The following is a 22,553-nucleotide window of genomic DNA, read 5'->3' as shown; positions in this document are numbered from 1 at the left end:
CGGCATCATGAGTTTGCCGGAATCGCGGGCGGACTGATCGGGGTGGCAGCCAGCCATTCCCAGGCGGCCGCTTCGTCCTCGGCCTCGAAATGCCTGAATTCGATTGGCACGGAGGCAGGCAGGATGCCTTCTGCGCCCGGTATCCAGTTTGGCTCGCCGACTGCCGCGCAGCGGCCGATATGCGCCACGGCATCAGCCGTGCCCTGTTCGATCGTCTCGTCCGACAGGTTGCGCCAGTCGACGCCGTCATGGTCGACCAGACGCACCAGCACATCTATCCTATTGTGCAGCGCATAGGCCGCCTCCAGCAATCCGAACAGGTTCTCCGCGTCGGCCGCGGCGACGTGGCCGACGACATCGAAGGCGAAAAGGTCGTCGCGGTTGGTGTCGATACGGCGGATAGCCGGCACGGCGTCGAGAAAATTCACGGAACCTCCTTCGATAAACGCAATCGTTCTCCTTGGAACACCGAAAACCCCCTGTCTGTTCCCGTCAAAGACGGTATAGATGCGCGCCAAGATCAGACCGGACCCGTAAAATGCCCGCAAAGCTCTCCGTCAACCTCAACGCCATTGCCATGCTGCGCAACCGGCGCGATCTGCCATGGCCAAGCGTGATCGGGCTCGGGCGCCTTGCCCTTGCGGCGGGCGCGCATGGGCTCACGGTGCATCCGCGGCCCGACGAGCGGCACACCCGGCATTCCGACCTGCCGGAAATCAGGGCGCTGATCGACGACGAGTTCCCCAAGGCGGAATTCAACATCGAGGGCTATCCGAGCGAGGATTTCCTGGCGCTGGTGGAGAAGCACCAGCCGGAGCAGGTGACGCTGGTGCCGGACGACCCTGCCCAGGCCACCTCGGACCATGGCTGGAACTTCGTCGCCGATGCGCCGTTCCTCACTCCGATCGTCAAGCGTCTGAAAAAGGGAGGCTTTCGCGTATCGCTGTTTTCCGATGCCGATCCGGACGGCATGAGGGCCGCGCGCGACACAGGGGCCGACCGTATCGAGCTCTATACCGGCCCCTATGGCAGCTACCATTCCGATTCGGCAAAGGCGGCGAAAGAGCTGGACAGACTGGGGAAAACCGCGGATGCCGCACTTGCCGCCGGGTTGCAGGTCAATGCCGGGCACGACCTGGTGGTGGCGAACCTGCCGGCATTGGCCAAGCGCATCCCGGCGTTGGCCGAAGTATCGATCGGGCACGGGTTGACAGCCGACGCATTGGAGTATGGCATGGCCGGCACGGTGGGGCGGTTTCTGAAGGCCTGCGGGTGGTAGAGATGGCAGCTTTGCGTTACCCGCTTGGAAGCGATTGCGCGGCGGCACTTGATATTGCATCGCAGCAAGCGTAGAGCACCGCGCGCTTATCGGAGTGTCGTCCATGGCCCTTGCCAACACTGGTAGTGAGGCAGAAACCGTCGAACAATCGAGCCATCCTGAGATCGAACAGCACAGCACCAAGGTTCTGATGCTGGGCGCGCTCGGCGTGGTCTACGGCGATATCGGCACCAGCCCGATCTATGCGTTCCGCGAGGCGTTGCGTGCGTCGGCAGGCGGCAATGTCGCCGAGCGCGGCGACATTCTTGGCGTGCTGTCGCTGATCATCTGGTCGCTGACCATCATCGTCACCATCAAATACATCATGTTCGTGCTCAGGGCCGACAATCGCGGCGAGGGTGGAGTGCTGTCGCTGATGGCGCTGGCGCGCGGCAGTTTTCCGACCCGCTCGGCGGTGATACTCGCCATAGGCATCGTCGGCGCTTCCCTGTTTTTCGGCGACGCCGTGATCACGCCGGCGATCTCGGTGCTTTCCGCGGTCGAGGGCATGAACGTCGTTACACCGGCGTTCCAGCCTTATGTGGTGCCACTGACGCTGGTCATCCTGGCGATCCTGTTTTCGGTGCAGCGATTCGGCACCGGCGGCGTCGCGCTGATCTTCGGCCCGATCACCGCGGTCTGGTTCCTGGCCATCGGCCTGTCGGGCATCAATCAAATCGTCGACGACCCTGAAATCCTGCTGGCCATCAGCCCGCATTACATCGTCGCCTTCCTGATCAATTCACCAGACGTCGCCTTCGTGACGATCGGCGCCATTTTCCTCGCCGTCACCGGCGCCGAGGCGCTCTATGCCGATCTCGGCCATTTCGGCCGCAAACCGATCGTGCTCGCATGGCTGGCGATCGTGTTCCCTTGCCTGCTGCTCAACTATGTCGGCCAGGGCGCCTTCGTACTGGCCAATGGCGGTGTCGTCGGCCATCCCTTCTTCGAGATGAACGAGGGCTGGACGCTCATTCCCATGGTGGTGCTGGCGACGGCGGCGACCGTGATCGCCAGCCAGGCGGTGATCTCAGGCGCTTTTTCGCTGACAAGACAGGCGGTGCAACTCAACATGCTGCCGCGGCTGGAAATCCTGCACACGTCGGAAAGACAGTCCGGCCAGATCTACATGCCGCGCGTCAATCTGCTGCTGGCGCTGGTGGTGATGCTGCTGGTCGTCGGTTTCGGCGAATCCAGCAGGCTGGCCTCGGCCTATGGTATTTCGGTGACCGGCAACATGCTGGTGACGACGGTGCTGCTCTACGTCATCATGGTCCGCATCTGGAAATGGCAGCTCTGGGTGGCGGTAAGCCTGACGGCATTGTTCCTGTTCATCGATGTCGGCTTCTTTGCCTCCAACATCGTCAAGGTGTTCGAAGGCGGCTGGGCTTCGCTGGCGGTGGCCTTCACGGTCGTGCTGGCGATGTGGACCTGGGTACGCGGCAGCCGCTATCTGTTCGACAAGACCCGCCGCAACGAGATCCCGCTCGATTTCCTTGCCGGCAATCTGTTGAAGAAGAAACCGCAGCTCGTGTCCGGCACGGCCGTGTTCCTGACCAGCGATCCCTTGAGCGCGCCGACCGCGCTGATGCACAGCCTGAAGCACTACAAGGTGCTGCACGAGCAGAACGTCATCCTGTCGGTGGTGACGGCGCCGCAGCCCACCGTCCCCGATAGCGAGCGGGTCAAGATGGAGACGATCAACGATCTGTTCATGCGGGTGATACTGACGTTCGGCTATATGGAGCAGCCCAACATTCCGCGTGCGCTGGCGATCTGCCGCAAGCAGGGCTGGAAGTTCGACATCATGACCACGTCGTTCTTCCTGTCGCGGCGTTCGCTCAAGGCGTCGCCCAATTCCGGCATGCCGGTGTGGCAGGACAAGCTGTTCATCGGACTGGCGCGCACGGCGGCGGATGCGACGGAGTATTTCCAGATCCCGACCGGACGCGTGGTCGAGATCGGAACGCAGGTGGCGATTTAGGCATGCCGTGACAGTGGCCGAAGATTGAATGCAGCGGCGGAATAAAACCGGTTCTGTAGCGATCCTTCCCACCCCCTCCGTCCTGCCGGACATCTCCCCCGCAAGGGGAGATCGGATGTCGCGTCGGGCGTCGCCAATCTCCGGCGTTGACGGAAAGGCGAGGCGCTGAAGCTACCAATCTCCCCCCTTGCGGGGGAGATGTCCGGCAGGACAGAGGGGGGTACTGTCCCGCCGGCCTTGGAAAGTTCTGCACCGCAACAGTGCATTCATCTTTGTTCTAGTTTAGCCGGCCAGCGCAGTCTTGTTCGCCTCAAGGAACTGTTTCAGCGATTGCGGCTTTTTGCCCGAAAGCGTCTCGATCGCATCGGTCACCATGTTGATGCGGCCGGAGCGTGTGTTGGCGTCGAAGGAAACGATGATGCGGGCGAAGTCCTCGGGAATGCCTGCTGCCTTCACCCCTTCGGTCAAGGCCTCGTCCGGCAGTTGAATGACTTCAAGCGGCTTGCCGGTGACCTCGGTCACCAGGGCGGCGATCTCGGCAACGGTATAGGCCTGCGGGCCGGTCAGCGTGTAGGTCTTGCTTTCGGACGCACCCGAAGCGAGGCTTGCTGCGATTGCCGCGGCCATGTCGTCGCGGGCGCCATGGGCGATGCGCCCTTCGGCCGCCGATGTGTACCAGTGCCCCGAGGCAATGGCGTGCGGCAACGACATGAACAGGTTCTCCTGATACCAGCCGTTGCGGAAGATCGTATAGGGGATGCCGCTCGCCTTGATCGCCTGTTCGGTGCCGTGGTGGTCGCCGGCAAACAGCACCGGCGATATCGGCTCCGGGTTGGGCATCGAGGTGTAGAGCAGATGCGACACGTCGGCCTGCCTAGCCGCGGCGACCGCGTTCTGATGCTGCTTCAGCCGCTTGCCGTGAACGAGGTCGATTTCGCCGGTCGAGATGATCAGAACCCTGTCGGCGCCCTTGAATGCGCTGGCCAGCGACGCCGTGTCGTCGAAATCGGCGGTCCTGATGGCGACGCCGCGCGCCGCCAGATCGGCAAGGTTTGCCGGATTGCGGGTAGCGGCGATGATCCGCTGAGGCGGAATCTTGAGCGTGTCCAGCAGATGATGGATGACGCCGCGGCCAAGCTGGCCGGAGGCGCCGGTGACGAGAAGGGTTTCGGTCATGGGATGGTCCTGACGTTGCGCCAAAGCGGCGGGTGCCTAGATAAGTCTCAAAAAGAGAGCAGCACTAAAATAGGAATTGACCGACCTTCGTAAAGAAGGCAGTTTTGCGGGAAGTAGGCACACGCAGGGAACCAGCGATGGACAGCAGCATCGTCAATCTGAGAACGAAGCTCGAGATCTACAAAGCGGGTAGCGGTGGCGGAAACCTTGCCGATTGTCCGGTTCGCGATGTGATCCAGGGCATCAGCAACAAATGGAGTTCGCTGCTGATGATGGCGCTGGCGGAGAAGCCGTATCGCTTCGGTGAATTGCGGCGGCTGGTCCCTGATATTTCACAGCGCATGCTCACCCAGACGCTGCACGATCTGCAGCGCGACGGCTATGTGCATCGCCAGGTGTTCCCGACCAAGCCGCCCAGCGTCGAATACAGCCTCACCGACCTCGGACGTTCGATGTTCGGGCCTTTGCAGCAGCTGATCCAGTGGGCCGAACTCAATCATGAAGCGGTGCGCGGCGCGCGTGCCGTCTTCGACGCCACCCAGGCCTGAACCGGGTCGCCGCCAGGAGTGGCGGCTTGCTTTGGCGACGGCGCTGAAGGATTGTCCGGCCTGGGCGGGATTCGGCGGGCCATGGGCAATTCTCTCGATATCGCGATTGCCGGCGCCGGGCCGGCGGGGCTCGCCACCGCGCTTTATCTGAAGCGCGCCGGGCATCGGGTCACCGTCTTCGAGCGGTTCGACGAGCCAAGGCCGGTCGGTTCCGGGCTGATCCTGCAGCCGACCGGGCTGACGGTGCTGGCCGATCTCGGCCTGCTCGACGACATCATGGCGCTGGGCAGCCGCATCGAACGCCTGCATGGCACCGATGCCAAGACCGGCCGCACGGTGCTCGATGTGCGCTACGATGCGCAGCGCGGCGGCCGTTTCGGCGTGGCTGTGCATCGCGCGGCCTTGTTTGGCGTGCTTTTCCGCGCCGTCCGGCGCGAAGCGATTCCCATCGAGACCGGCGTCGAGGTCGAAACGCTGGAGACCGGCGAGCGGGCGGTGCTGATTTGCGGCAATGGACGAAGGGCAGGGCCGTTCGACCTTGTCGTCGATGCCAGCGGTTCGCGCTCCAAACTGCGCAAGTGCCTCAACGATCCAGCCGAGGAACGGCCACTCGCCTATGGCGCGTTCTGGGCCTCGCTCGGCTGGCGCGGCGATGGTTTCGACGAACATGCCCTGCTGCAGCGCTATGACAAAGCGAGCGTGATGATCGGCGTGCTGCCGATCGGCCGGCCGGAACCAGGCGCTGAAAAGATGGCGGCGTTCTTCTGGAGCCTGAAGCCGGCGGACGTCGAAAGCGTGCGGGCCGCGGGCCCCGAAGCATGGAAGGCGAGGGCGGTCGGCCTGTGGCCGGAATGCGAAGGGTACACCAGTCAGGTCGACAGTTTCGACCAGCTTTCGCTGGCGCGCTACGGCCATCACACGCTGAAGCTGCCGGCTGGCCGCCGACTGGCGGTGATCGGCGACGCCGCGCATTCGACCAGCCCGCAACTCGGGCAAGGCGCGAACATGGCGCTGCTCGACGCGGCGGCGCTCAACTATGCGCTGCTGCGCACAGGCGGCATCGATGCCGCGCTGGAGGCCTATGTCGTGGCACGGCGGTGGCACGTCCGGGTCTTCCAGGCGCTGTCGCTGATGCTGACGCCGTTCTACCAGTCGGATTCACTCGTGATGCCGTTCGTCCGCGACAGGCTGGTGGCGACGGTGGCCAGAATTCCGCCTGCACCGCAGTTTCTCGCTTCGATGGTGGCTGGAACTGTCGTCGATCCGTTCAGGCGGATCGGGCTTGCGGAAGCGCAGTGGCCGTCTGGCGGATGATGGACGAAAGATGCGAAGCCCCTTCGCTTGCAGGAATGCATGGAGGCGTTGCGGGATAATCCGCGGGCACCGCCCACAATTCTTCCGCTTTAGCCCTTGCGCGGCTCACCGGATTGCGCAATAAGCCGAACCGTAACGTACGGTACGCCTTGTGGGCGAACGCCGCCGTCATCGAGCAGGAAAAGAGTTTGTTGCAGGCAAGCGTCGACATCGACACCAGCGAAGCGCTGACGGAGCGGCAGAAAGCCGTGCTCGACGCTGCTCTTCGCCTGCTGGTCGAGGAGGGCGATAACCTGACCATGACCGCCGTGGCGCGACGGGCGAGCTGCTCCAAGGAAACGCTCTACAAATGGTTTGGCGACCGTGATGGGCTGTTGACCGCGACGGTGCAATGGCAGGCCTCGAAGGTGCGGGTGGTGCCGGTCGATGGCAAGGGGCTCGACCTCGCCTCGCTGACGGCGAGCCTGGAGCGCTTCGCCTCCGACTGGCTCAAGGTGATCTCGAGCGACACTTCGATCGCGCTCAACCGAGTGGCGGTCGGCCATGCCAGTTCCGGCAAGGACGATCTCGGCGCCATCGTGCTGGAGAATGGCCGCTTCGCGCTGGCGAGGCGCCTGAAGCCGGTGCTGGAAGCAGGCCGGCAAGCCGGGCTTCTCGACTTTTCGGACGCCGAAACGGCGTTCCGCACCTTTTTCGGGCTGGTCGCCCGCGACGTGCAGATACGCCTGCTGCTCGGCGACCGGCTGGAATTGACTGATGCGGCGATCGGCGGCGATGCCGTCCGCGCGACGCGGCAGTTTCTCGCTCTTCATGGAGCAAAAACCGGGCCGCAAGGCCTCTGAATTCAAAACGGGAAGGAAGAAAGATGCGTGTCTATTACGATCGCGATGCCGATCTCAATCTGATCAAGGGCAAGAAGGTCGCCATCATCGGCTATGGCAGCCAGGGCCGGGCGCATGCCCTCAACCTGAAGGATTCCGGCGCCAAGGACATCGCCATCGGCCTCAAGGCCGGCTCGGCGACCGCCAAGAAGGTCGAAGCCGACGGGCTCAAGGTGATGAGCGTTGCGGATGCCGCCAAATGGGCCGACCTGATGATGATGGCGACGCCCGACGAATTGCAGGCCGACATCTACAAAAACGAGATCGCGCCGAACATCCGCGATGGCGCGGCGATCGCCTTCGCCCACGGCCTCAACGTGCATTTTGGTCTCATCGAGCCGAAGGCCTCGGTCGACGTCGTCATGATCGCGCCGAAAGGTCCCGGCCACACGGTGCGCGGCGAATACCAGAAGGGCGGCGGCGTGCCGTGCCTGGTCGCGGTCAATCAGGACGCTTCGGGCAATGCGCTCGATCTGGCTTTGTCCTATGCCTGCGGCGTCGGCGGCGGCCGTTCGGGCATCATCGAGACCAATTTCCGCGAGGAATGCGAGACCGACCTGTTCGGCGAACAGGTGGTGCTGTGCGGTGGCCTGGTCGAGCTGATCCGCGCCGGCTTCGAGACGCTGGTGGAAGCCGGCTATGCGCCCGAGATGGCCTATTTCGAGTGCCTGCACGAGGTCAAGCTGATCGTCGACCTGATCTATGAGGGCGGCATCGCCAACATGAACTACTCGATCTCGAACACCGCCGAATGGGGCGAATATGTTTCGGGCCCGCGCATCATCACCGCCGACACCAAGGCCGAGATGAAGCGCGTGCTGAAGGACATCCAGACCGGCAAGTTCACCTCGGAATGGATGCAGGAATATCACGCCGGCCTGTCGCGCTTCAAGGGCATCCGCCGCAACAATGACAGCCACCAGATCGAGGAAGTCGGCGCCAAGCTGCGCGCGATGATGCCGTGGATTTCCAAGAACAAGCTGGTCGACAAGGCCAAGAACTGATCGAAATCCACGTTTGTTTTCTTGCGCGTCCTCGGGCTTCACCCTGCGTATGCTGGAGAGCGGGGGACATGAGACATGTCCCCCGCTTCGTTGCTAACCGCTAATGCGGCGGCAATGATCACACTTGGGATGCCCACCGGTTCCAGAAACGACGTTTTTGGCCTCGATGTTGTTCCCTTCGGTGCACTTCGTTTCGTCGTGGTAGACCTTGCGATCGTTAGACGCTTTGGAATGCCACGGGCTTTTCTTAGACATAGCTTTGCTTTCTCCGCGCGACGCATTGTCGCCGCGGTTGTGAGTTGGATTCAGTCGTGTAAAATGGAAGAGTCGGATTGGTTGACGGCACTAACGTGCCGTCAACCAATCACGGCTAGACTGAGCAATTAAAGCCATAGGTTTCGCGGTCCTTGCCGCCTCCTTCTGGTTTTGGTTCTGTGATGCGGCCGCTGGCTAGGCATTCACCGCATCACACTCGATCTCTTAGGCGACCGGCAACACCGGTCGCCTTCGTACTACCTTTCATCATCCGACAGGTCTTCATGCCGGTCCATTTCGCATCCGAAATCGTCGGAGGTGGAGAGACCAACTCCGTCCACTACATATCGGCCATAACCGATCCGTTTCAGGCGCCCCTTACGCGTCAGATAACCAAGTGCGTTGTAGATTTCCTTGGGGGCAGCGCCCACTCGATCCTCCACGTGCTGTCTGACCTCCGCGACCGTGAACTCGTCGCGGCGCTTCATCAATGACACTACGGTGGAGAGGACGTCGCCAGCCTTAGGCGAATCGGGCGTGCCCACTACCTTCAAAAGCTCGCGGGCGACAAGCTCTCTTTCCACTACGGGGAGCGATGCAATCAGCGTTTTGACTAGTGCAAGGGTCTGCTCAGCCAGCACAGTTTCCTGCGATGGCTTTTTCGCAACTGACGCTTTTGGCGATGAATTCGGAAAACTGGCGACATTCGACATGGCTAAAGTATGTCACAGCATACTCTCAGAGTCGAATCGCATTTCAGACGTTGCGCTAACCTGGGGAAAAGTTCAATGGTTTTTTCTGTGAACCCTAGCTGTTGGTGTGGAAAACAACGGTTCTACCAGCCCTAGTTCCTTCCAAAGTCTGACTCGTCAGAATTTTGTGAGCCACCGCAATAGCCGCTTGGCGATATTCTATGCCAGATCCAGCGCAATCAGGGTTGCGCAAGTACCGCCCTGACGCCCGAATCATCGATCGAGGAAGAAGTTGCAATTCGCCCGTTCAGCCGTAGTGCCAGGAAGGCTTCGGTTCGGTGCCGGCGAACATCACGCCGATGCGGTCCTCGCGGCGCCAGCGGACCACCGCCTTGTAGGCGATGCCGTCGACCGGCACATAGAGCAGGAATTCGTCGGGCACGCGTGCGTCGGGCGAGACTTTCAGTTCCGCGCCGCCGGCATGCATGTTGCGCACCGTGCACTTGACCTCGGAATTGGTCACGCCGGTCAGGATCGTCGCGCCCTTCAGCACGCGCTGCCGGTGTTTGTCCCTGTGTTCGTCTTCGGCCATCGCGAGTAATCCCCAGGCGATCGTCGCATATCAGGCGGTGCGATCGGCACGATAATTAGGCCCGTCTGATAAAGATCGCGTTATCATTGGCGGGAGGCGTCGCGATTTCGCGGTCTGACAGATCTCAAACGAAGAACGGCGCCGCAAGGCGCGGCGCCGTTGTGGAAATCATCGGTCGCTCGGCTCAGCTATAGGGCGACCAGCACTGTTGACGGGGACCGCCATAAGGCTGGAACGTGTTATCCCAGGCGCGATACGAGCGGTAACGATTGTTGCACCACCGGACATGAGCGCTGGAAAGCCGTTCTGTACGATAATAGCGGCGCGGTGCCGGCGCATCGTAGTAGTTGTAGTTGTTGTACATGCTGCCAAGGCCGAGCCCCAGCCCCAGGCCCAGAATCGCGGCGCCCGCACCATCATCGTAATAGCCGCCGCGGCGGCGATTACCGCGCCAACGCCAGTCATCCCCGCGATTCCAATGTCTACGGTTCCAGTCTCGGCGGTTCCAGTTACCGCGGTCCCAATTGCCCGACCTTGAGAAACGGCGGCCGTCATTGCGACGCCATTGCCACTCGTTGTTTAACTGCCGGTCGTTGCCGCCCGCCCAGCCGTCGCGGACAGGCGTGATCGTCGGCGCAGCGGTGCTGGCGGGAACAGTGAGATCCGTCCGCATGATCGGGCCGGCGGCGGACGGCGCGGTGATGCCGGAGATGATACCCAAGGCTATCAGCCCGGATTTGACCGTGGAAGAAAAGAGCGAGTTCATTGCACTCTCCAAGAGATTTCAGGCCCCACGCCCAGAATACCCCGGGGAAGAGCCCCATTGATGGACCTTTCCATCTGAACGGAGGATGAACGGAAAAGGTTCCCTCAACCATGACGGGAATGCCATCAGGACCAATCGATCTGCGCTGGTGGTCCTGCGACCTTGTTTTCTCCCGCGCTTGCAGGCAAAGGTCACGGCCATGACGCTGCGCCTCGCCACATTCAATGTCGAGAACCTGATGAACAGGTTCGATTTTTCCGGATACCGCAACCAGCTCAACGAAGATCGCACGCTGGCGCTTTTCGATATCCAGAGCGAAGCCGAATACAGGATGCTGGAGCAGGCCCGCGCCATCGCGCAATCCGACGATACGCGGCAGTTGACGGCGCTGGCGATCGCCGCCACCCGCGCCGACATCATCTGCATGCAGGAGGTCGACAACATCGAAGCGCTGAAGGCCTTCGAATATGGCTATCTGTTCAAGATGGTGGGGCAGGGCTACCGGCAGAAATACACCACCGCCGGCAATGATTCGCGCGGCATCGACGTTGCCGTGATGATGCGCAACGAGACGGCGCAAGGCCAGCCGATCGAGTTCGTGCGGATGACCAGCCATGCCTATGTCACGTTCGAGCAGTTCGGCCTGCACACGCCGGAGTTGGAGGCGCTCGGCAACCAGGCCAACGAGCGCATCTTCCGGCGCGACTGCCTGGAAGTCGACCTGAAGGTGGGCGGCGTGCCGCTGACGCTGTATCTCGTGCATTTCAAGTCGATGGGCTCGCCCCGAAACGGCCTCGACGGCCGCGAGGCGACGATGCCGCTGCGCATCGCCGAGGCGCAAGCGGTGCGGCGGATCATCGAGGAGCGTTTCGGCGGGGATCATGCCGCCGACAAGCGCTGGGCGATCTGCGGCGACATGAACGATTACCGGCAGCGCGTGAAGATCACCGGCGACGCCGTCGACGGCTACCGCTTCGAGGTGATCAACGAAAGCCAGTCCTGCATCAACACGCTCACCGCCGGCGGTTTTTGCGAAAACGCGGTCGAGCGGCGCCCCGAAATGGATCGCTGGACTTTCTACCACACACGTGGACCGGAAGAGCGGCATCTCTGCCAGCTCGACTATATCCTGCTGTCGAAGGCGCTGGCAGCCAGGAACGCGACGGCCGTTCCCGACATCATCCGCAACGGCCAGCCCTGGCGCACGATATTCCCGGCCGGCCAGGAGGTGGACCGCTTTCCACGCGCCGGCTGGGACCGGCCGAAAGCGTCCGACCATTGCCCGGTCGCGATCGCCCTGGACATGGCTTGACAGTGAGCTTCGACCTGCCGCGCAGCACCATCCTGCCGGTCGATGCCGTTGACGTCAGGCTCGATCCCGGCCCGCATCCGTTCGAACGCGACAACGCGCAAGCGATCGCCGAGAACTGGCGGCGCGAGGTGGGGGCGAACCCGGCGCTGTTCGACGGCACGGTAGTGCTGCTGTCGGCACTCGCCTACCGCGACAGCCGGCTGGTCGGGCGCTGCCATGCGGTGAAATACTCGACCTTCATGCTGTGGCGGCAGAACCACCAGGGGACCGGCGCCGAGCACGCCTATGCGCATGCCATGCTGGTCGCCGGCGACAACGCGCTGGTGGCGATCCGCATGGGCGCGCACACGGTCAATGCCGGTCGCGTCTATTTCGCTGCCGGCTCGTTCGAGCCGATCGATTTCCGCGACGGGCTTGTCGACGTCGACTTCAACATGATCCGCGAGGTGGGCGAGGAGACCGGGATCGATCTGTCGGATGCCGCGCGCGGCCAGCGCTACTTCGCACTATCCACGCCGAGCGGCACGGTGATCTTCCGCCGTTACAGGATTGTCGAGCCGGCCGATGAGATCGCGCGGCGCATCTCAGCTTTCGTTGCCGCCGAAGCCGAACCGGAGATCGAGGGGCCGGTGATCATCCGCCACGCCGCCGACTTGCCGGATGGACTGATGCCGCACATGAGGCCGCTGATCGAGTGGCATTTTGCCGGCAAGGACTAACGACGCGTTTTGCCTGCCATGGCTTTGCGATCGCTACGGGCGGCTACGAGGAACAGTATGACGCCGAGACCCAGCAAGCCTCCCATCGCCATTCCCATCGTCCGGCCGATGACTTGCTGGAAATCGGCGGTGACGCGATCAGGATTGGCCATGCCATAGCTGGCCAGATACCACCAGAGACCTGCCAAGGCGGCCTCAACGACCACCATCGCCAGAATCAGGCGTTCTTTCTTGCTCATACTACTTATCCCCCCGGCTCCCCGGGAATCACACTATCACCGCGGATTGCGCGGCGACAGGGAGCAGGCGAAGGCACCCAAAAAAAGTCAGCTCCCAGAAAGTCAGGCCCCCAAGAAAAGTCAGGCCAAAGCGCGCGCCGAAGGCCACTGCTCTATTCATGCCTCAGCGCGTCGATCGGATCGAGCCTTGCGCCGCGCAGCGCCGGGAAGAAACCGAACACCATGCCGATCAGGGCCGAGAAACCGACGGCGAGCAGAATGACCGCCGGACTTGGCGCGAAGGGGATGGTCAGCGTCACCGAGGCGAGGCCGGCGAGCGCCAAGCCGATCAGGATGCCGATAATGCCGCCGAGCAGCGAAAGCACCGTCGCCTCGACCAGGAACTGGATCAGGATGTGCTTTTCATGCGCGCCGATAGCCAGCCTGATGCCGATCTCGCGGGTGCGTTCGGTAACCGACACCAGCATGATGTTCATGATGCCGATGCCACCGACCAGCAGGCTGACGCCGGCGACAGCGCCAAGCATCCCAGTCATGGTGGTGGTGGCACTGGCCATGGCGTCGGCGATCTGGGTCATGTCACGGATCGAGAAATCGTCCTCGCGGTCGGGCGTGATGCGGCGTGTGTCGCGCAATATGTCCTCGACGCGCGGCTGCAATTCGGTTGTCGGCGTCCTGTCGTCGGCGGCGACATAGATGTTGTCGACATCGCGGTTGCCGGCGATGCGGCGCTGGTATGCATGCAGAGGCATCAGCACGACATTGTCCTGGTCCTGGCCGAAGCCGGTGTAGCCCTTGGGTTCGAGCAGGCCGATGATCTTGCAGGAGGTGCGGTTGACGCGGATGATCTCGCCCTCGGGGTCGCCGGCGCCGAAGAACTGCTGGCGCACCGTCTCGCCGATCAGGCAGACGCCGGTGCCCGCGCGGGTTTCGGAATCGCTGAACGGACGGCCGGAAACCAGCTTCCAGTCGCGCGCATCGAGATAGGCGCTGTCGGTGCCGGTGATGCCCGACGTCAGGCTCTCGGTGCCGAAGATGACGCGCACCTGCTTTTGCGAGGCCGGCGAGATGGCGCGGGCCCCGGTCAGGTGGGCGACGAGTGCCGAGACGTCCTTTTCGGCAAGCGGACGGACCACCTGGTCGAGCCCTCCCGGTCCGCCGGGGCCGGCCGGGCGGCCGGAACGGATGACGAGCAGATTGCTGCCGAGCTTGGCAATGTCGGACTTGACCTTTTCGGTGGTGCCGGAGCCGATGGTGAGCATGGCGATGACGGCGGCGACGCCGATGACGATGCCGAGCAGGGTCAGGAACGAGCGCAGCACGTTGCGGCGCACGGACAGAAGCGAGAGGCGTACGGTTTCCCAGAGCAAGTCAGGCCACCTCGAAGTTCATGCCGTCGGAGGCGACGTGGCCGTCGAGGAAGCGGATCGTGCGCTCGGCATAGCCGGCGACGTCGGCCTCGTGGGTGACCATGGCAATGGTGAGGCCAAGCTCGGTGTTGAGCCGCGTCAGGAGTTCCATGATCTCATGCGTGCGGGCGGTGTCGAGATTGCCGGTCGGCTCGTCGGCGACAAGCAGGGTCGGCCTGGTGACGATGGCGCGCGCGATCGCCACGCGCTGCTGCTGGCCGCCGGAAAGCTCGGCTGGCGTATGGTGCTCGCGGCCGACGAGGCCGACCTCGGCCAGCGCCTTCATGGCAAGGCCGTGGCGGTCACGGGCGCCGACGCCGCGATAGATCAGCGGCAGTTCGACATTCTCCACCGCCGTGGTGCGCGGCAGCAGATTGTAGCCCTGGAAGACGAAGCCGACATAGAGATTGCGCAGCACGGCACGACGGTTGCGGTCGAGGCGGCCGGCATCGATGCCCATGAAATTGTAGGTTCCGGCCGTCGGCGTGTCGAGGCAGCCGATGATGTTCATCGCCGTCGACTTGCCCGAGCCCGACGGACCCATGATGGCGACGAATTCACCGCGCCGGATCGCGAGATCGACACCGGCCAGCGCATGGATCCGGGCCTCGCCCTGGCCATAGCTCTTCCATACCTTGTCGAAACCGATGAGCACGGAGCCCGACATGACGTCAGGTCCGCTGCTGCGAGGCGGTGATGACCAGCGCGCCTTCGTCCAGGCCCGAGGTAATCTCGGTCAGTTCGCCGTCGGTCGAGCCGATCTTGACGTTGACCGGACGGGGCCGCCCGTTCTCCAGCACATAGAGCGTGCGCGAGCCGTCGGTGGGTTGCGCCGCCGCCTGGCGCTGGCGGTTGCCGCCAGGACGTCCCATGCGACCCGTGAACAACTCGCTCAGGCTCCACGCGCGGGCGGTGGATGCCGCTGGGCGGTAACGGAAGGCGGTGGCCGGCACCGTGAGCACGCCCTTGGCCTGCCTGGTGACGACCGAAACGGTGGCGGTCATGCCGGGCCGCAGAAGAAGCTCGTTGTTGTCGACCTCAAGCCGCGCATTATAGGTGACGACGCCGTCGGTGGTCACCGATGCGTAGGAGATGTCGCGGATCTCGGCGTCGAACGGCCGCTCCGGGAAGGCATCGACGGTGAAGCGCGCATGCTGGCCGGATTTGATCGCGCCAATGTCGGCCTCGTCGACCGCCGCGACCAATTCCATGTTCCTCAAATCGGCGGCGATAACGAACAGCACCGGCGCCTGCAGCGAGGAGGCGACCGTCTGGCCGGGATCGACCGAGCGCGTCAGGACGATGCCGTCGATCGGGGCATAGATGGTGCTGTTGGCAAGGTCCGTCTGCTGTGATTTCAGATCGGCATTGGCGATGGCGAGATTGGCCTTGGCGCTGTCGAGCGCTGCCTTGGAGCGGTCGCGCGTCGCGGTCGCGGCCTCGAGCGACTGGTCGGTCGCCATGCCGCGCTTGGTCAATGCGGCGGCGCGCGCAAGCGCCTTTTCGTTTTCGTTGAGGGTGACCGAGGCGTCCTCGACATTCGCCGCCGCCGCCTGGGCGGAAGCCTCGGCGCGTTCGATCTGGACCTCAAGCTTGGCGGTGTCGAGCGCGGCCAGCACGTCGCCCTTCTTCACCTGCTGATTCTCTTGGACCGAGACCGAGCGGATGATGCCGGAAAGTTGGCTGGAAATGTCGACCTGGGTGAGGGGCTGCAGCGTGCCTGTGGCCGAGACCGCGACGGTGAGGTCGGCGACGGCGGCCGGCACCGTCGTGTAGTCGATCTTGGCGGGAGACCCGGCATACCATTGGTAGCCGACCAAGCCGGCCGCGATGACGATCAGCGCCAGCAGGCCATAGAGCCAGCCACGCCGGCGTTTCTTCTTCAAACCGGTCTGGTCTAGCCCGAGCGCCGTCTCGATGGCGGAAGTGGATTCCACATTTGGCAGATTGACAATCTGGTCCACGCCGGACCCCTATAAGCCTGAGATGTCCCCATCAGTGCACAGATCAGGCCTAATGGTTCAAATTTCAAATTAAATTTCGCTCATGTTTTGATTGAGGCGGAGGACTTTTGTACATGCAGCCGAGGAATTACTTGCTTTACGATGTGTTTACGCGGGACCGGCTTGCCGGCAATCCGCTGGCCGTCGTGCTTGACAGCAAGGGGCTGGACACGGCGGCGATGCAGGCCATCGCGCGTGAGTTCAATCTCTCCGAAACCGTCTTCGTGCTGCCGCCCGACAATCCCAAACACCGCAATCGTATCCGCATTTTCACGCCCGACTATGAAATGCCTTTCGCTGGCCATCCAACTGTGGGTTCGGCGATCGCGCTTGCCGAAATGGCCGGAGACGGCAACGCCGCCGGCATCTTCGTGCTGGAGGAGAATATCGGCCCGGTGCGCTGCGCCGTCAGCAAGCACGACGGCGCCACCTTTGCCGAATTCGACTTGGCGAAACTGCCGGAACCGCTGAAGCTCGCCGCCGATCCGGAGGCGATCGGCGCCGCACTTGGCCTCGCGCCGCATGAGATCAGCTTCGAGAATCACCGCGTCTCGTTCTGGTCGGCCGGTGTGCCTTACGTGACGATTCCCGTCGCCAATCTGGAGGCGGCCGCCCGGATAAGGCTGGACAACCAGGCATGGTCGGAACTGGCCCCGCGCAAGAGCGAATGGGCCTTTGCCAGCCCCTATGTCTATTGCCGCGAGACGGTGAACCACGACAGCGCTTTCCATGTGCGCATGATCGTGCCGGGCACTCCTTCCTATGAAGACCCGGCGACCGGCTCGGCGGCCGCCGCTTTCGCAGGTGCTGTCATGCATTTCGACCGCCCGACGGACGGCGTGTCGCAGCTCTGGATCGAACAGGGGCTGGAGATGGGCCGGCCATCGCGCATCCGCCTCGAACTCAATGTCGAAGGCGGTAAACTCGCGGCCGCCCGTATCGGGGGGCATGCGGTGAAGGTGGCGGAGGGCAAGCTGTTCGTTTGAGCGGCGCATGGGCTGAGATCGTCGCTGTCGGCGATCCTTCGCGCCCCCCTCTGTCCTGCCGGACATCTCCCCCTCAAGGGGGGAGATTGGCCGTAACTTCGGATTTCGCCAACCTCGAATGCAGAAAGAGAGGCGGGACTACGAAGCTTCCGATCTCCCTCCTCGAGGGGGAGATGCCCGGCAGGGCAGAGGGGGGCGCTGTCCCGCCAAGAGAACGTAAGGTTTCGCCGTGCGCGACGCTCGAAAGCGAGGCCTCCGTCGATTTGTCGGGAAATGAATCCCGCAGGGCTGGACATGACTGGTATCGGCGGCTATATGCCCGCCGACGCCGGTTTTGCCGGCCGAGTGGGTGCGTAGCTCAGTTGGTAGAGCAGCTGACTCTTAATCAGCGGGTCCACAGTTCAATCCTGTGCGCACCCACCAAAGATTTCAAAGACTTGGTGGAAAAGACCCTGGAACAGGGCGAGAATGTGGGACGGCTTTTGACCGTCCCACATGAGCCTTACTGATTACTTCTCCGACACACCAGCCTCGGCGAAGCTTGCCATGCGCACGTGGCATTCCAGCGCCGAGCGGACGATGTTGACGGCGAGGCAGGCGCCGGAGCCCTCGCCGAGCCGCATGCCGAGATCGAGCAGCGGCGGCAGGCCGAGCGCCTCCAGCAGGCGGCGATGGCCGGATTCGGCCGAAACGTGGGCAGCGACGGTGTGGGCGAGGCCGGTGGGGTGCAATCTTGCCAGGGGTGCGGCGGCGGCGGTGCAGACGAAGCCGTCGAGCAGCACCGGCACATTGTTGTGACGCGCGGCCAGCGTCGCGCCGAAGATGGCGGCAAGTTCGCGCCCGCCAACTGCCGCAGCGATCGCCAGCGGATCGGAGAGGGCGTTTGCGTGGCGTTTGAGGCCAGCCTCTATCGCCGTGACCTTGCGCTTCAGGCCGGCATCGTCGACGCCGGTGCCGCGCCCCGTCCATTTTTCCGCGCCGCCGCCGAACAGGGCGGTCGAAATGGCCGCCGCCGGCGTGGTGTTGCCGATGCCCATTTCGCCGAAGCAGACGAGGTCGAGGTCTTTCGTTACGGCGCCGTAGCCGGCCGAGACTGCACCGAGGAAGATTTCTTCGTCCATCGCCGGCTCTTGCGTGAAGTCGCCGGTCGGGTGGTCGAGGTCGAGCGGGATGACGTCGAGATCGGCGCCGGCGATGCGGGCGAGCTGGTTGATGGCGGCACCGCCGCCGGCGAAGTTCGCCACCATCTGCACGGTGACCTCCGACGGGAAGGCCGACACACCTTGCGCGGTGACGCCATGGTTGCCGGCAAAGACGAAGACTTTCACCCGGTCAAGCTTCGGCATGTCGCGACCCTGCCAGCGCGCCAGCCAGGCGGTTATGGTTTCGAGACGGCCGAGGCTGCCTTGCGGCTTGGTCAGCGTGTCCTGGCGGCGGGCAACGGCCGCTGCGGCTGTGTCGCTGCCGGCAGGCAAGTCGAGGCAGGCCGCGCGCAGTTCATCAAGCGATTTGAAGGGCATGTGGGCAAAATCTCCGAAAGAGAGTCAGGATAGGGAAACGGAAGCGACGAGCAGGATCGTGATCTCGCCAAGCTGCTGCAGCGCGCCGACCGTATCGCCGGTCTGGCCGCCGATCTGGTTGAGGCACAGCGCGCGGAAGGCGGCGAACAGGAGGCCAAGCAGGATCAGCGCGACGACCGCGCCGCCGAGCCCCAGCGCCAGCAGCGCGAGCGCGCCAAGTGCTCCGCCGAGAACAGCAGTCTCGGCCGAGACGGCGCCTGCGCCGGCCGAGAGACCGTCGTCGCGGGCCGGTGGCAACAGATGCATGAAGGCGCCGAGCAGGCCACGCGAGCCGGCATGGGCTGCAACGAGAGCGAAGAGCAATTGCGCCGATGTGGCGAATTCCGAGAGGACGCTCCAGCGGATCAGCAGCGACAGGCCGAGCGCGCAGGCGCCATAGGCGCCAATGCGGCTGTCGCGCATGATCTCCAGTTTTTTCTCACGTGTCCTGCCGCCGCCAAAGCCGTCGGCGACATCCGAAAGCCCGTCTTCATGCAAGCAGCCGGTGGCGAGCAGGGTGGAGGCGAGGGCAAGGGCTGCCGCCGGGCCACCGGCAAGACCGAGCTTTGTCCCGACGGCGTAGATCACGGCGCCAATCAGGGCGACGGCGAGACCGGTAATGGGGGCTGCCCAGATCGCGCTGGCTAGGCTGCGGTCGCGAAAGTCGAAAACCGGCAGCGGCAGCCGGGTGAAGAAGACGAGGCAAAGCGCGATGTCCTCGAGTGCCTGCCGGGGTGAAGGAACTGCGGTCACGCCCCCCTCGCAATGGCATGGAAGAAGGTGCCGCTGACATTGCCGCGCCGGTAGCCGGAGGCGCCGAGCGGATTGCCTTGTCCGTCGGCGAGGTCGGCCAGCGGCTCGTCATTGCCGGTGGCCGTCATCTGCGCATAGTGGAATTCGTGGCCGCGGATCAGCGTGCCCTCGGCTCCCAGCGGGCAATCGGCGCGCAACCGCGCCTCGCGATAGCCGAGATTCATCTTGCGTTTGGCGAAGCTGGTCGAGTGGCCGAGCAGGCCGAGCATTCTGTGTGTCTCGCCCTCGGCATCTTCCAGCGCTTCGCCCAAGACCATGAAGCCGCCGCACTCGCCATGCACAGGTTTCGTTACCGAAAACGCCCCCATGCCTGCCCTGAAATTTGCGGCGCTCGCGAGCCGCCCGGCATGAAGCTCGGGATAGCCGCCCGGCAGCCAGCAGACGTCGCAATCTTCGGCCGGCGCCTGATCGGCGAGCGGCGAGAACGGAACGATTTCCGCGCCGGCCTTGCGCCAATGCGTGGCGACATGCGGATAGAGGAAGGTGAAGGCGGCATCCTGCGCCAATGCGATGCGCTGGCCGGGCGGCGGCAATGCATCGCTGAAATTGCCCGGTGCTGGCGTGAATGGCGCTGCCAGCGCCATGATGGCTTCAAGGTCGAGCGATTGTTCGACCATGTCAGCCAGGCGGTCGAGATGGGCCATCAGATTCTGGTATTCGCCGGCCTGGACGAGGCCGAGATGGCGTTCCGGCAGGTTGAGCGAGGGATCGCGCAGGATGGCGCCGACAACTGGCAGGCCGATTGCCTCGATGGCTTCGCCGCAGAGCCGGCGGTGGCGTTCGCTGCCCAGCCGGTTGAGCACGACGCCAGCCATGCGCACATCGGGATCGTAGGTGGCAAAACCCTTGGCGACGGCGGCCGCTGTGGTCGACTGGCCGGAAACATCGAGCACCAGCAGCACCGGCAGGCCATAGAGCCGCGCGAGGTCGGCGGCGGAGCCGGAGCGTCCTGCCGGCGCCGGAATGCCATCGAACAGGCCCATGGCGCTTTCGAGGAAGATGAAATCGGCATCCTCGGTAGCGTTGCCGGCCAGCGCATTGAGCAAGCCAGGCGACATCGCCCAGCTATCCAGATTGACGCCGGACAGGCCCGTCGCAGCGGTGTGGAAGCCGGGGTCGATATAGTCAGGCCCGGATTTGGCGCCGCGCACCTTCAGCCCACGCCTGGCGAGAGCGCGCAAGATGCCGATGGTGACGCTGGTCTTGCCCGAGCCGGAGCGTGGCGCGCCGATGATGATGGCGCGGGTCATGCTTCGCCCACCAGTGCCGCGCGCATGGCGACGATGCCGCCAACGACGATCAGCGCGGGCGAGGTCAAGCCGGCGGCCCCCGCCTCTTCGGCAATGGTGGCGAGCGTGGCGACGACGATGCGCTCCTGCGGTGTCGTCGCGGCGACGATCACCGCGGCGGGCGTCGACGGCGCCAGCCCGCCGTCGAGCAGGGAGGTGGCGATGACAGGCAGATTGGCCATGCCCATATAGACGACGACGGGCTGGCCGGTGCGGGCGATCGCTGCCCAGTCGAGATCGTCATCGGTACCGGCGGCATGGCCGGTCGCCAGGATGACGGCTTTGTTGATGCCGCGCATGGTGGCCGGGATACCGGTAGCCGCAAGCGCGCTCAGGCTCGAAGTCAGCCCGGGCAGGACGCGGAACGGGATATTTTCGCGGGCCAGCGCCAGCGCCTCTTCGCCGCCACGGCCGAATATATAGGGATCGCCGCCTTTCAGCCGGACGACGCGGCGGCCCTCACGCGCCAGACGCACCAGCAGCGCGGTGATGTCGTCCTGCTTCATCGATGGCTGGCCGCCGCGCTTGCCGGCATAAAACAGCTCTGCACGCTCTGCGACGGCGACGACATCGGGCGAGACCAGCGCATCGTAGACCAGCGCATCGGCCTCAGCCAACGCCGCCAGCACTTCCAGCGTCAGGCAGCCTGGGTCGCCGGGGCCGGCGCCGGCCAACCAGACATGGCCCGGCTCCAGACTACGCGGCTTGAAGTTCAGCCGCGCGAGCGCCTGTTCGAGCCTTTCGCCGTTTTCCTTGGTACCGCCGCTCACAATCCGTCCCGTCCGCGAAAACGCCGCTGGTAGTGGGCGTCGTAAAGTGAACTCTCGCCGAAGCCTTCCGCCGCCAGCGAGGTCCCGACGAAGATGATCGCCGTGCGCTCCATCGGGTCGGCGGCGAGCTGTGCCTCGATCGTCGCCAGCGTGCCGGTCAGCACGCGCTCGTCCGGCCATGAGGCGCGAAAGACCACCGCCACCGGGCAATCGGCGCCGTAGAACGGCGTTAGCTCGGCGACGACACGGTCGATGGCATGGATGGCAAGATGGATGGCGAGCGTGGCGCCGGTGCGGCCGAAGCCGGCGAGCGTTTCGCCGGGCGGCATCTTTGACGCGCGCCCGGAGACGCGCGTCAGCACCAGGCTTTGCGCGATTTCGGGAATGGTCAGCTCGCGACGAAGTGCTGCCGCGGCGGCAGCGAAGGAGGGTACGCCCGGCGTCAGCGTGTAGGGAATGCCGTGCTTCTCCAGCCGGCGGATCTGCTCGGCGACGGCGCTCCACACCGACAGGTCGCCGGAATGCAGGCGGGCGACATCGTGGCCGTCCCTGTAGGCGGCCAGATATTCGGCTTCGATCTCGTCGAGCGACATCGGCGCGGTGTCGATCAGTTTTGTCCCCGGCGCGCAGTGCTGCAACAGTTCCGGCGCGACAATCGAACCGGCATAGAGGCAGACCGGGCAGCTGGCGAGCAGCCGGCTGCCGCGCAAGGTGATGAGGTCGGCAGCACCTGGACCTGCGCCGATGAAATGAACGGTCATGACGCATCTCCGCTGATGGCGATGGCGCAGGTGACCGGGCCGAGCACGGTGCGCGGCCCAAGCAGTTTCGCGCCGGCGCCGGCTGCGGCGAGGGCTGAGGCTTCGGATACCGAAGGCGTGCCGGCGCGTTCTTGCGAGAGATCGGAATGACTGAGCAAAGCCG

General features: G+C 64.0%; 24 protein-coding genes and 1 tRNA gene. 10 read left to right on the top strand and 15 right to left on the bottom strand.

Annotated features, from left to right (window positions below; translation table 11 throughout):
* Positions 1-5: 5 nt before the first annotated feature.
* Positions 6-428: an STAS/SEC14 domain-containing protein gene (locus tag MESS4_RS22260; RefSeq protein WP_006335779.1), complete on the bottom strand. Its 423-nt coding sequence runs from the start codon at positions 426-428 to the stop codon at positions 6-8.
* A gap of 110 nt (positions 429-538) precedes the next feature.
* On the opposite strand from MESS4_RS22260, the gene MESS4_RS22255 reads away from it, so the two are divergent.
* Together MESS4_RS22255 and MESS4_RS22250 are read left to right on the top strand one after the other, a co-directional pair.
* A complete protein-coding gene (locus MESS4_RS22255; protein ID WP_006335778.1) occupies positions 539-1,279 on the top strand; it encodes a pyridoxine 5'-phosphate synthase in 741 nt (246 codons plus the stop codon).
* 103 nt (positions 1,280-1,382) lie between these two features.
* Complete coding sequence (locus tag MESS4_RS22250) at positions 1,383-3,302, top strand: potassium transporter Kup (RefSeq protein ID WP_006335777.1); 1,920 nt, start codon at positions 1,383-1,385, stop codon at positions 3,300-3,302.
* A gap of 282 nt (positions 3,303-3,584) precedes the next feature.
* Here MESS4_RS22250 and MESS4_RS22245 read toward each other — a convergent pair whose 3' ends face one another.
* Positions 3,585-4,478 (bottom strand): SDR family oxidoreductase, encoded by an 894-nt coding sequence (locus MESS4_RS22245; RefSeq protein ID WP_006335770.1) that lies wholly within the window; start codon positions 4,476-4,478, stop codon positions 3,585-3,587.
* Positions 4,479-4,615: 137 nt separating this feature from the next.
* Between MESS4_RS22245 and MESS4_RS22240 the strand changes: the two genes are divergently transcribed.
* From MESS4_RS22240 to ilvC, 4 genes are all read left to right on the top strand, one after another.
* Positions 4,616-5,026, top strand: a complete 411-nt coding sequence (locus tag MESS4_RS22240) for a helix-turn-helix domain-containing protein (RefSeq protein WP_006335768.1) — start codon at positions 4,616-4,618, stop codon at positions 5,024-5,026.
* An 81-nt stretch (positions 5,027-5,107) separates the two neighbouring features.
* On the top strand, positions 5,108-6,340 hold the full coding sequence (locus tag MESS4_RS22235) for an NAD(P)/FAD-dependent oxidoreductase (protein WP_006335766.1): 1,233 nt from the start codon (positions 5,108-5,110) through the stop codon (positions 6,338-6,340).
* A 188-nt stretch (positions 6,341-6,528) separates the two neighbouring features.
* Positions 6,529-7,182, top strand: coding sequence for a TetR/AcrR family transcriptional regulator (locus tag MESS4_RS22230; protein WP_036241888.1), 654 nt, complete (start codon positions 6,529-6,531; stop codon positions 7,180-7,182).
* Between the two features lie 23 nt (positions 7,183-7,205).
* The gene (ilvC, locus tag MESS4_RS22225; RefSeq protein WP_006335763.1) at positions 7,206-8,225 is read left to right on the top strand and encodes a ketol-acid reductoisomerase; all 1,020 of its coding nucleotides are present in this window, start codon (positions 7,206-7,208) and stop codon (positions 8,223-8,225) included.
* Between the two features lie 512 nt (positions 8,226-8,737).
* Here the strand turns inward: ilvC and MESS4_RS22220 are convergent.
* From MESS4_RS22220 to MESS4_RS32560, 3 genes are all read right to left on the bottom strand, one after another.
* Entirely contained in the window at positions 8,738-9,193 is a 456-nt protein-coding gene (locus tag MESS4_RS22220) for a hypothetical protein (protein ID WP_036241877.1), read from the bottom strand.
* A 286-nt stretch (positions 9,194-9,479) separates the two neighbouring features.
* A complete protein-coding gene (locus MESS4_RS22215) occupies positions 9,480-9,764 on the bottom strand; it encodes a PilZ domain-containing protein (protein WP_006335759.1) in 285 nt (94 codons plus the stop codon).
* A 184-nt stretch (positions 9,765-9,948) separates the two neighbouring features.
* Entirely contained in the window at positions 9,949-10,530 is a 582-nt protein-coding gene (locus tag MESS4_RS32560) for a BA14K family protein (RefSeq protein WP_081609825.1), read from the bottom strand.
* Between the two features lie 199 nt (positions 10,531-10,729).
* Here MESS4_RS32560 and MESS4_RS22205 point away from each other — a divergent pair, with 199 nt between their 5' ends.
* Both MESS4_RS22205 and MESS4_RS22200 read left to right on the top strand, forming a co-directional pair.
* Entirely contained in the window at positions 10,730-11,842 is a 1,113-nt protein-coding gene (locus MESS4_RS22205; protein WP_006335756.1) for an endonuclease/exonuclease/phosphatase family protein, read from the top strand.
* Between the two features lie 2 nt (positions 11,843-11,844).
* Positions 11,845-12,561, top strand: coding sequence for a hypothetical protein (locus tag MESS4_RS22200; RefSeq protein WP_036241873.1), 717 nt, complete (start codon positions 11,845-11,847; stop codon positions 12,559-12,561).
* Here MESS4_RS22200 and MESS4_RS22195 read toward each other — a convergent pair.
* The 4 genes from MESS4_RS22195 to MESS4_RS22180 all read right to left on the bottom strand — a co-directional run bounded on the left by MESS4_RS22195 (position 12,558) and on the right by MESS4_RS22180 (position 16,173).
* Entirely contained in the window at positions 12,558-12,800 is a 243-nt protein-coding gene (locus MESS4_RS22195) for a hypothetical protein (protein WP_006335753.1), read from the bottom strand. The genes MESS4_RS22200 and MESS4_RS22195 overlap by 4 nt on opposite strands.
* A 152-nt stretch (positions 12,801-12,952) precedes the next feature.
* A complete protein-coding gene (locus tag MESS4_RS22190; RefSeq protein WP_036241870.1) occupies positions 12,953-14,170 on the bottom strand; it encodes an ABC transporter permease in 1,218 nt (405 codons plus the stop codon).
* A gap of 1 nt (position 14,171) precedes the next feature.
* On the bottom strand, positions 14,172-14,876 hold the full coding sequence (locus tag MESS4_RS22185; protein ID WP_036241867.1) for an ABC transporter ATP-binding protein: 705 nt from the start codon (positions 14,874-14,876) through the stop codon (positions 14,172-14,174).
* Positions 14,877-14,880: 4 nt separating this feature from the next.
* Positions 14,881-16,173 (bottom strand): efflux RND transporter periplasmic adaptor subunit, encoded by a 1,293-nt coding sequence (locus tag MESS4_RS22180; protein WP_006335751.1) that lies wholly within the window; start codon positions 16,171-16,173, stop codon positions 14,881-14,883.
* A gap of 113 nt (positions 16,174-16,286) precedes the next feature.
* On the opposite strand from MESS4_RS22180, the gene MESS4_RS22175 reads away from it, so the two are divergent.
* The gene (locus MESS4_RS22175; RefSeq protein WP_036241865.1) at positions 16,287-17,198 is read left to right on the top strand and encodes a PhzF family phenazine biosynthesis protein; all 912 of its coding nucleotides are present in this window, start codon (positions 16,287-16,289) and stop codon (positions 17,196-17,198) included.
* Between the two features lie 347 nt (positions 17,199-17,545).
* Positions 17,546-17,621: transfer RNA gene (locus MESS4_RS22170), tRNA-Lys, on the top strand.
* A gap of 86 nt (positions 17,622-17,707) precedes the next feature.
* Here the strand turns inward: MESS4_RS22170 and cobT are convergent.
* The 6 genes from cobT to MESS4_RS22140 form a co-directional block, all read right to left on the bottom strand.
* The gene (gene cobT / locus MESS4_RS22165; RefSeq protein ID WP_006335748.1) at positions 17,708-18,718 is read right to left on the bottom strand and encodes a nicotinate-nucleotide--dimethylbenzimidazole phosphoribosyltransferase; all 1,011 of its coding nucleotides are present in this window, start codon (positions 18,716-18,718) and stop codon (positions 17,708-17,710) included.
* Positions 18,719-18,742: 24 nt separating this feature from the next.
* Complete coding sequence (locus MESS4_RS22160; RefSeq protein ID WP_006335747.1) at positions 18,743-19,510, bottom strand: adenosylcobinamide-GDP ribazoletransferase; 768 nt, start codon at positions 19,508-19,510, stop codon at positions 18,743-18,745.
* The gene (locus MESS4_RS22155; protein ID WP_006335746.1) at positions 19,507-20,820 is read right to left on the bottom strand and encodes a cobyrinate a,c-diamide synthase; all 1,314 of its coding nucleotides are present in this window, start codon (positions 20,818-20,820) and stop codon (positions 19,507-19,509) included. The genes MESS4_RS22160 and MESS4_RS22155 overlap by 4 nt, the downstream gene beginning before the upstream one ends.
* Entirely contained in the window at positions 20,817-21,629 is an 813-nt protein-coding gene (gene cobA / locus MESS4_RS22150) for a uroporphyrinogen-III C-methyltransferase (protein WP_006335745.1), read from the bottom strand. Before cobA ends, MESS4_RS22155 begins: the two co-directional genes overlap by 4 nt.
* Positions 21,626-22,390 (bottom strand): precorrin-4 C(11)-methyltransferase, encoded by a 765-nt coding sequence (gene cobM, locus MESS4_RS22145; RefSeq protein ID WP_006335744.1) that lies wholly within the window; start codon positions 22,388-22,390, stop codon positions 21,626-21,628. The genes cobA and cobM overlap by 4 nt, the downstream gene beginning before the upstream one ends.
* Positions 22,387-22,553 (bottom strand): cobalamin biosynthesis protein (locus MESS4_RS22140; protein ID WP_036241864.1); only part of this gene is annotated, 167 nt, incomplete at its 5' end. The genes cobM and MESS4_RS22140, both read right to left, overlap by 4 nt.

The organism is Mesorhizobium sp. STM 4661, assembly GCF_000359125.1.
In the GTDB taxonomy this organism is placed as follows: domain Bacteria; phylum Pseudomonadota; class Alphaproteobacteria; order Rhizobiales; family Rhizobiaceae; genus Mesorhizobium.
This window is presented reverse-complemented; position numbering and strand designations above follow the sequence as displayed.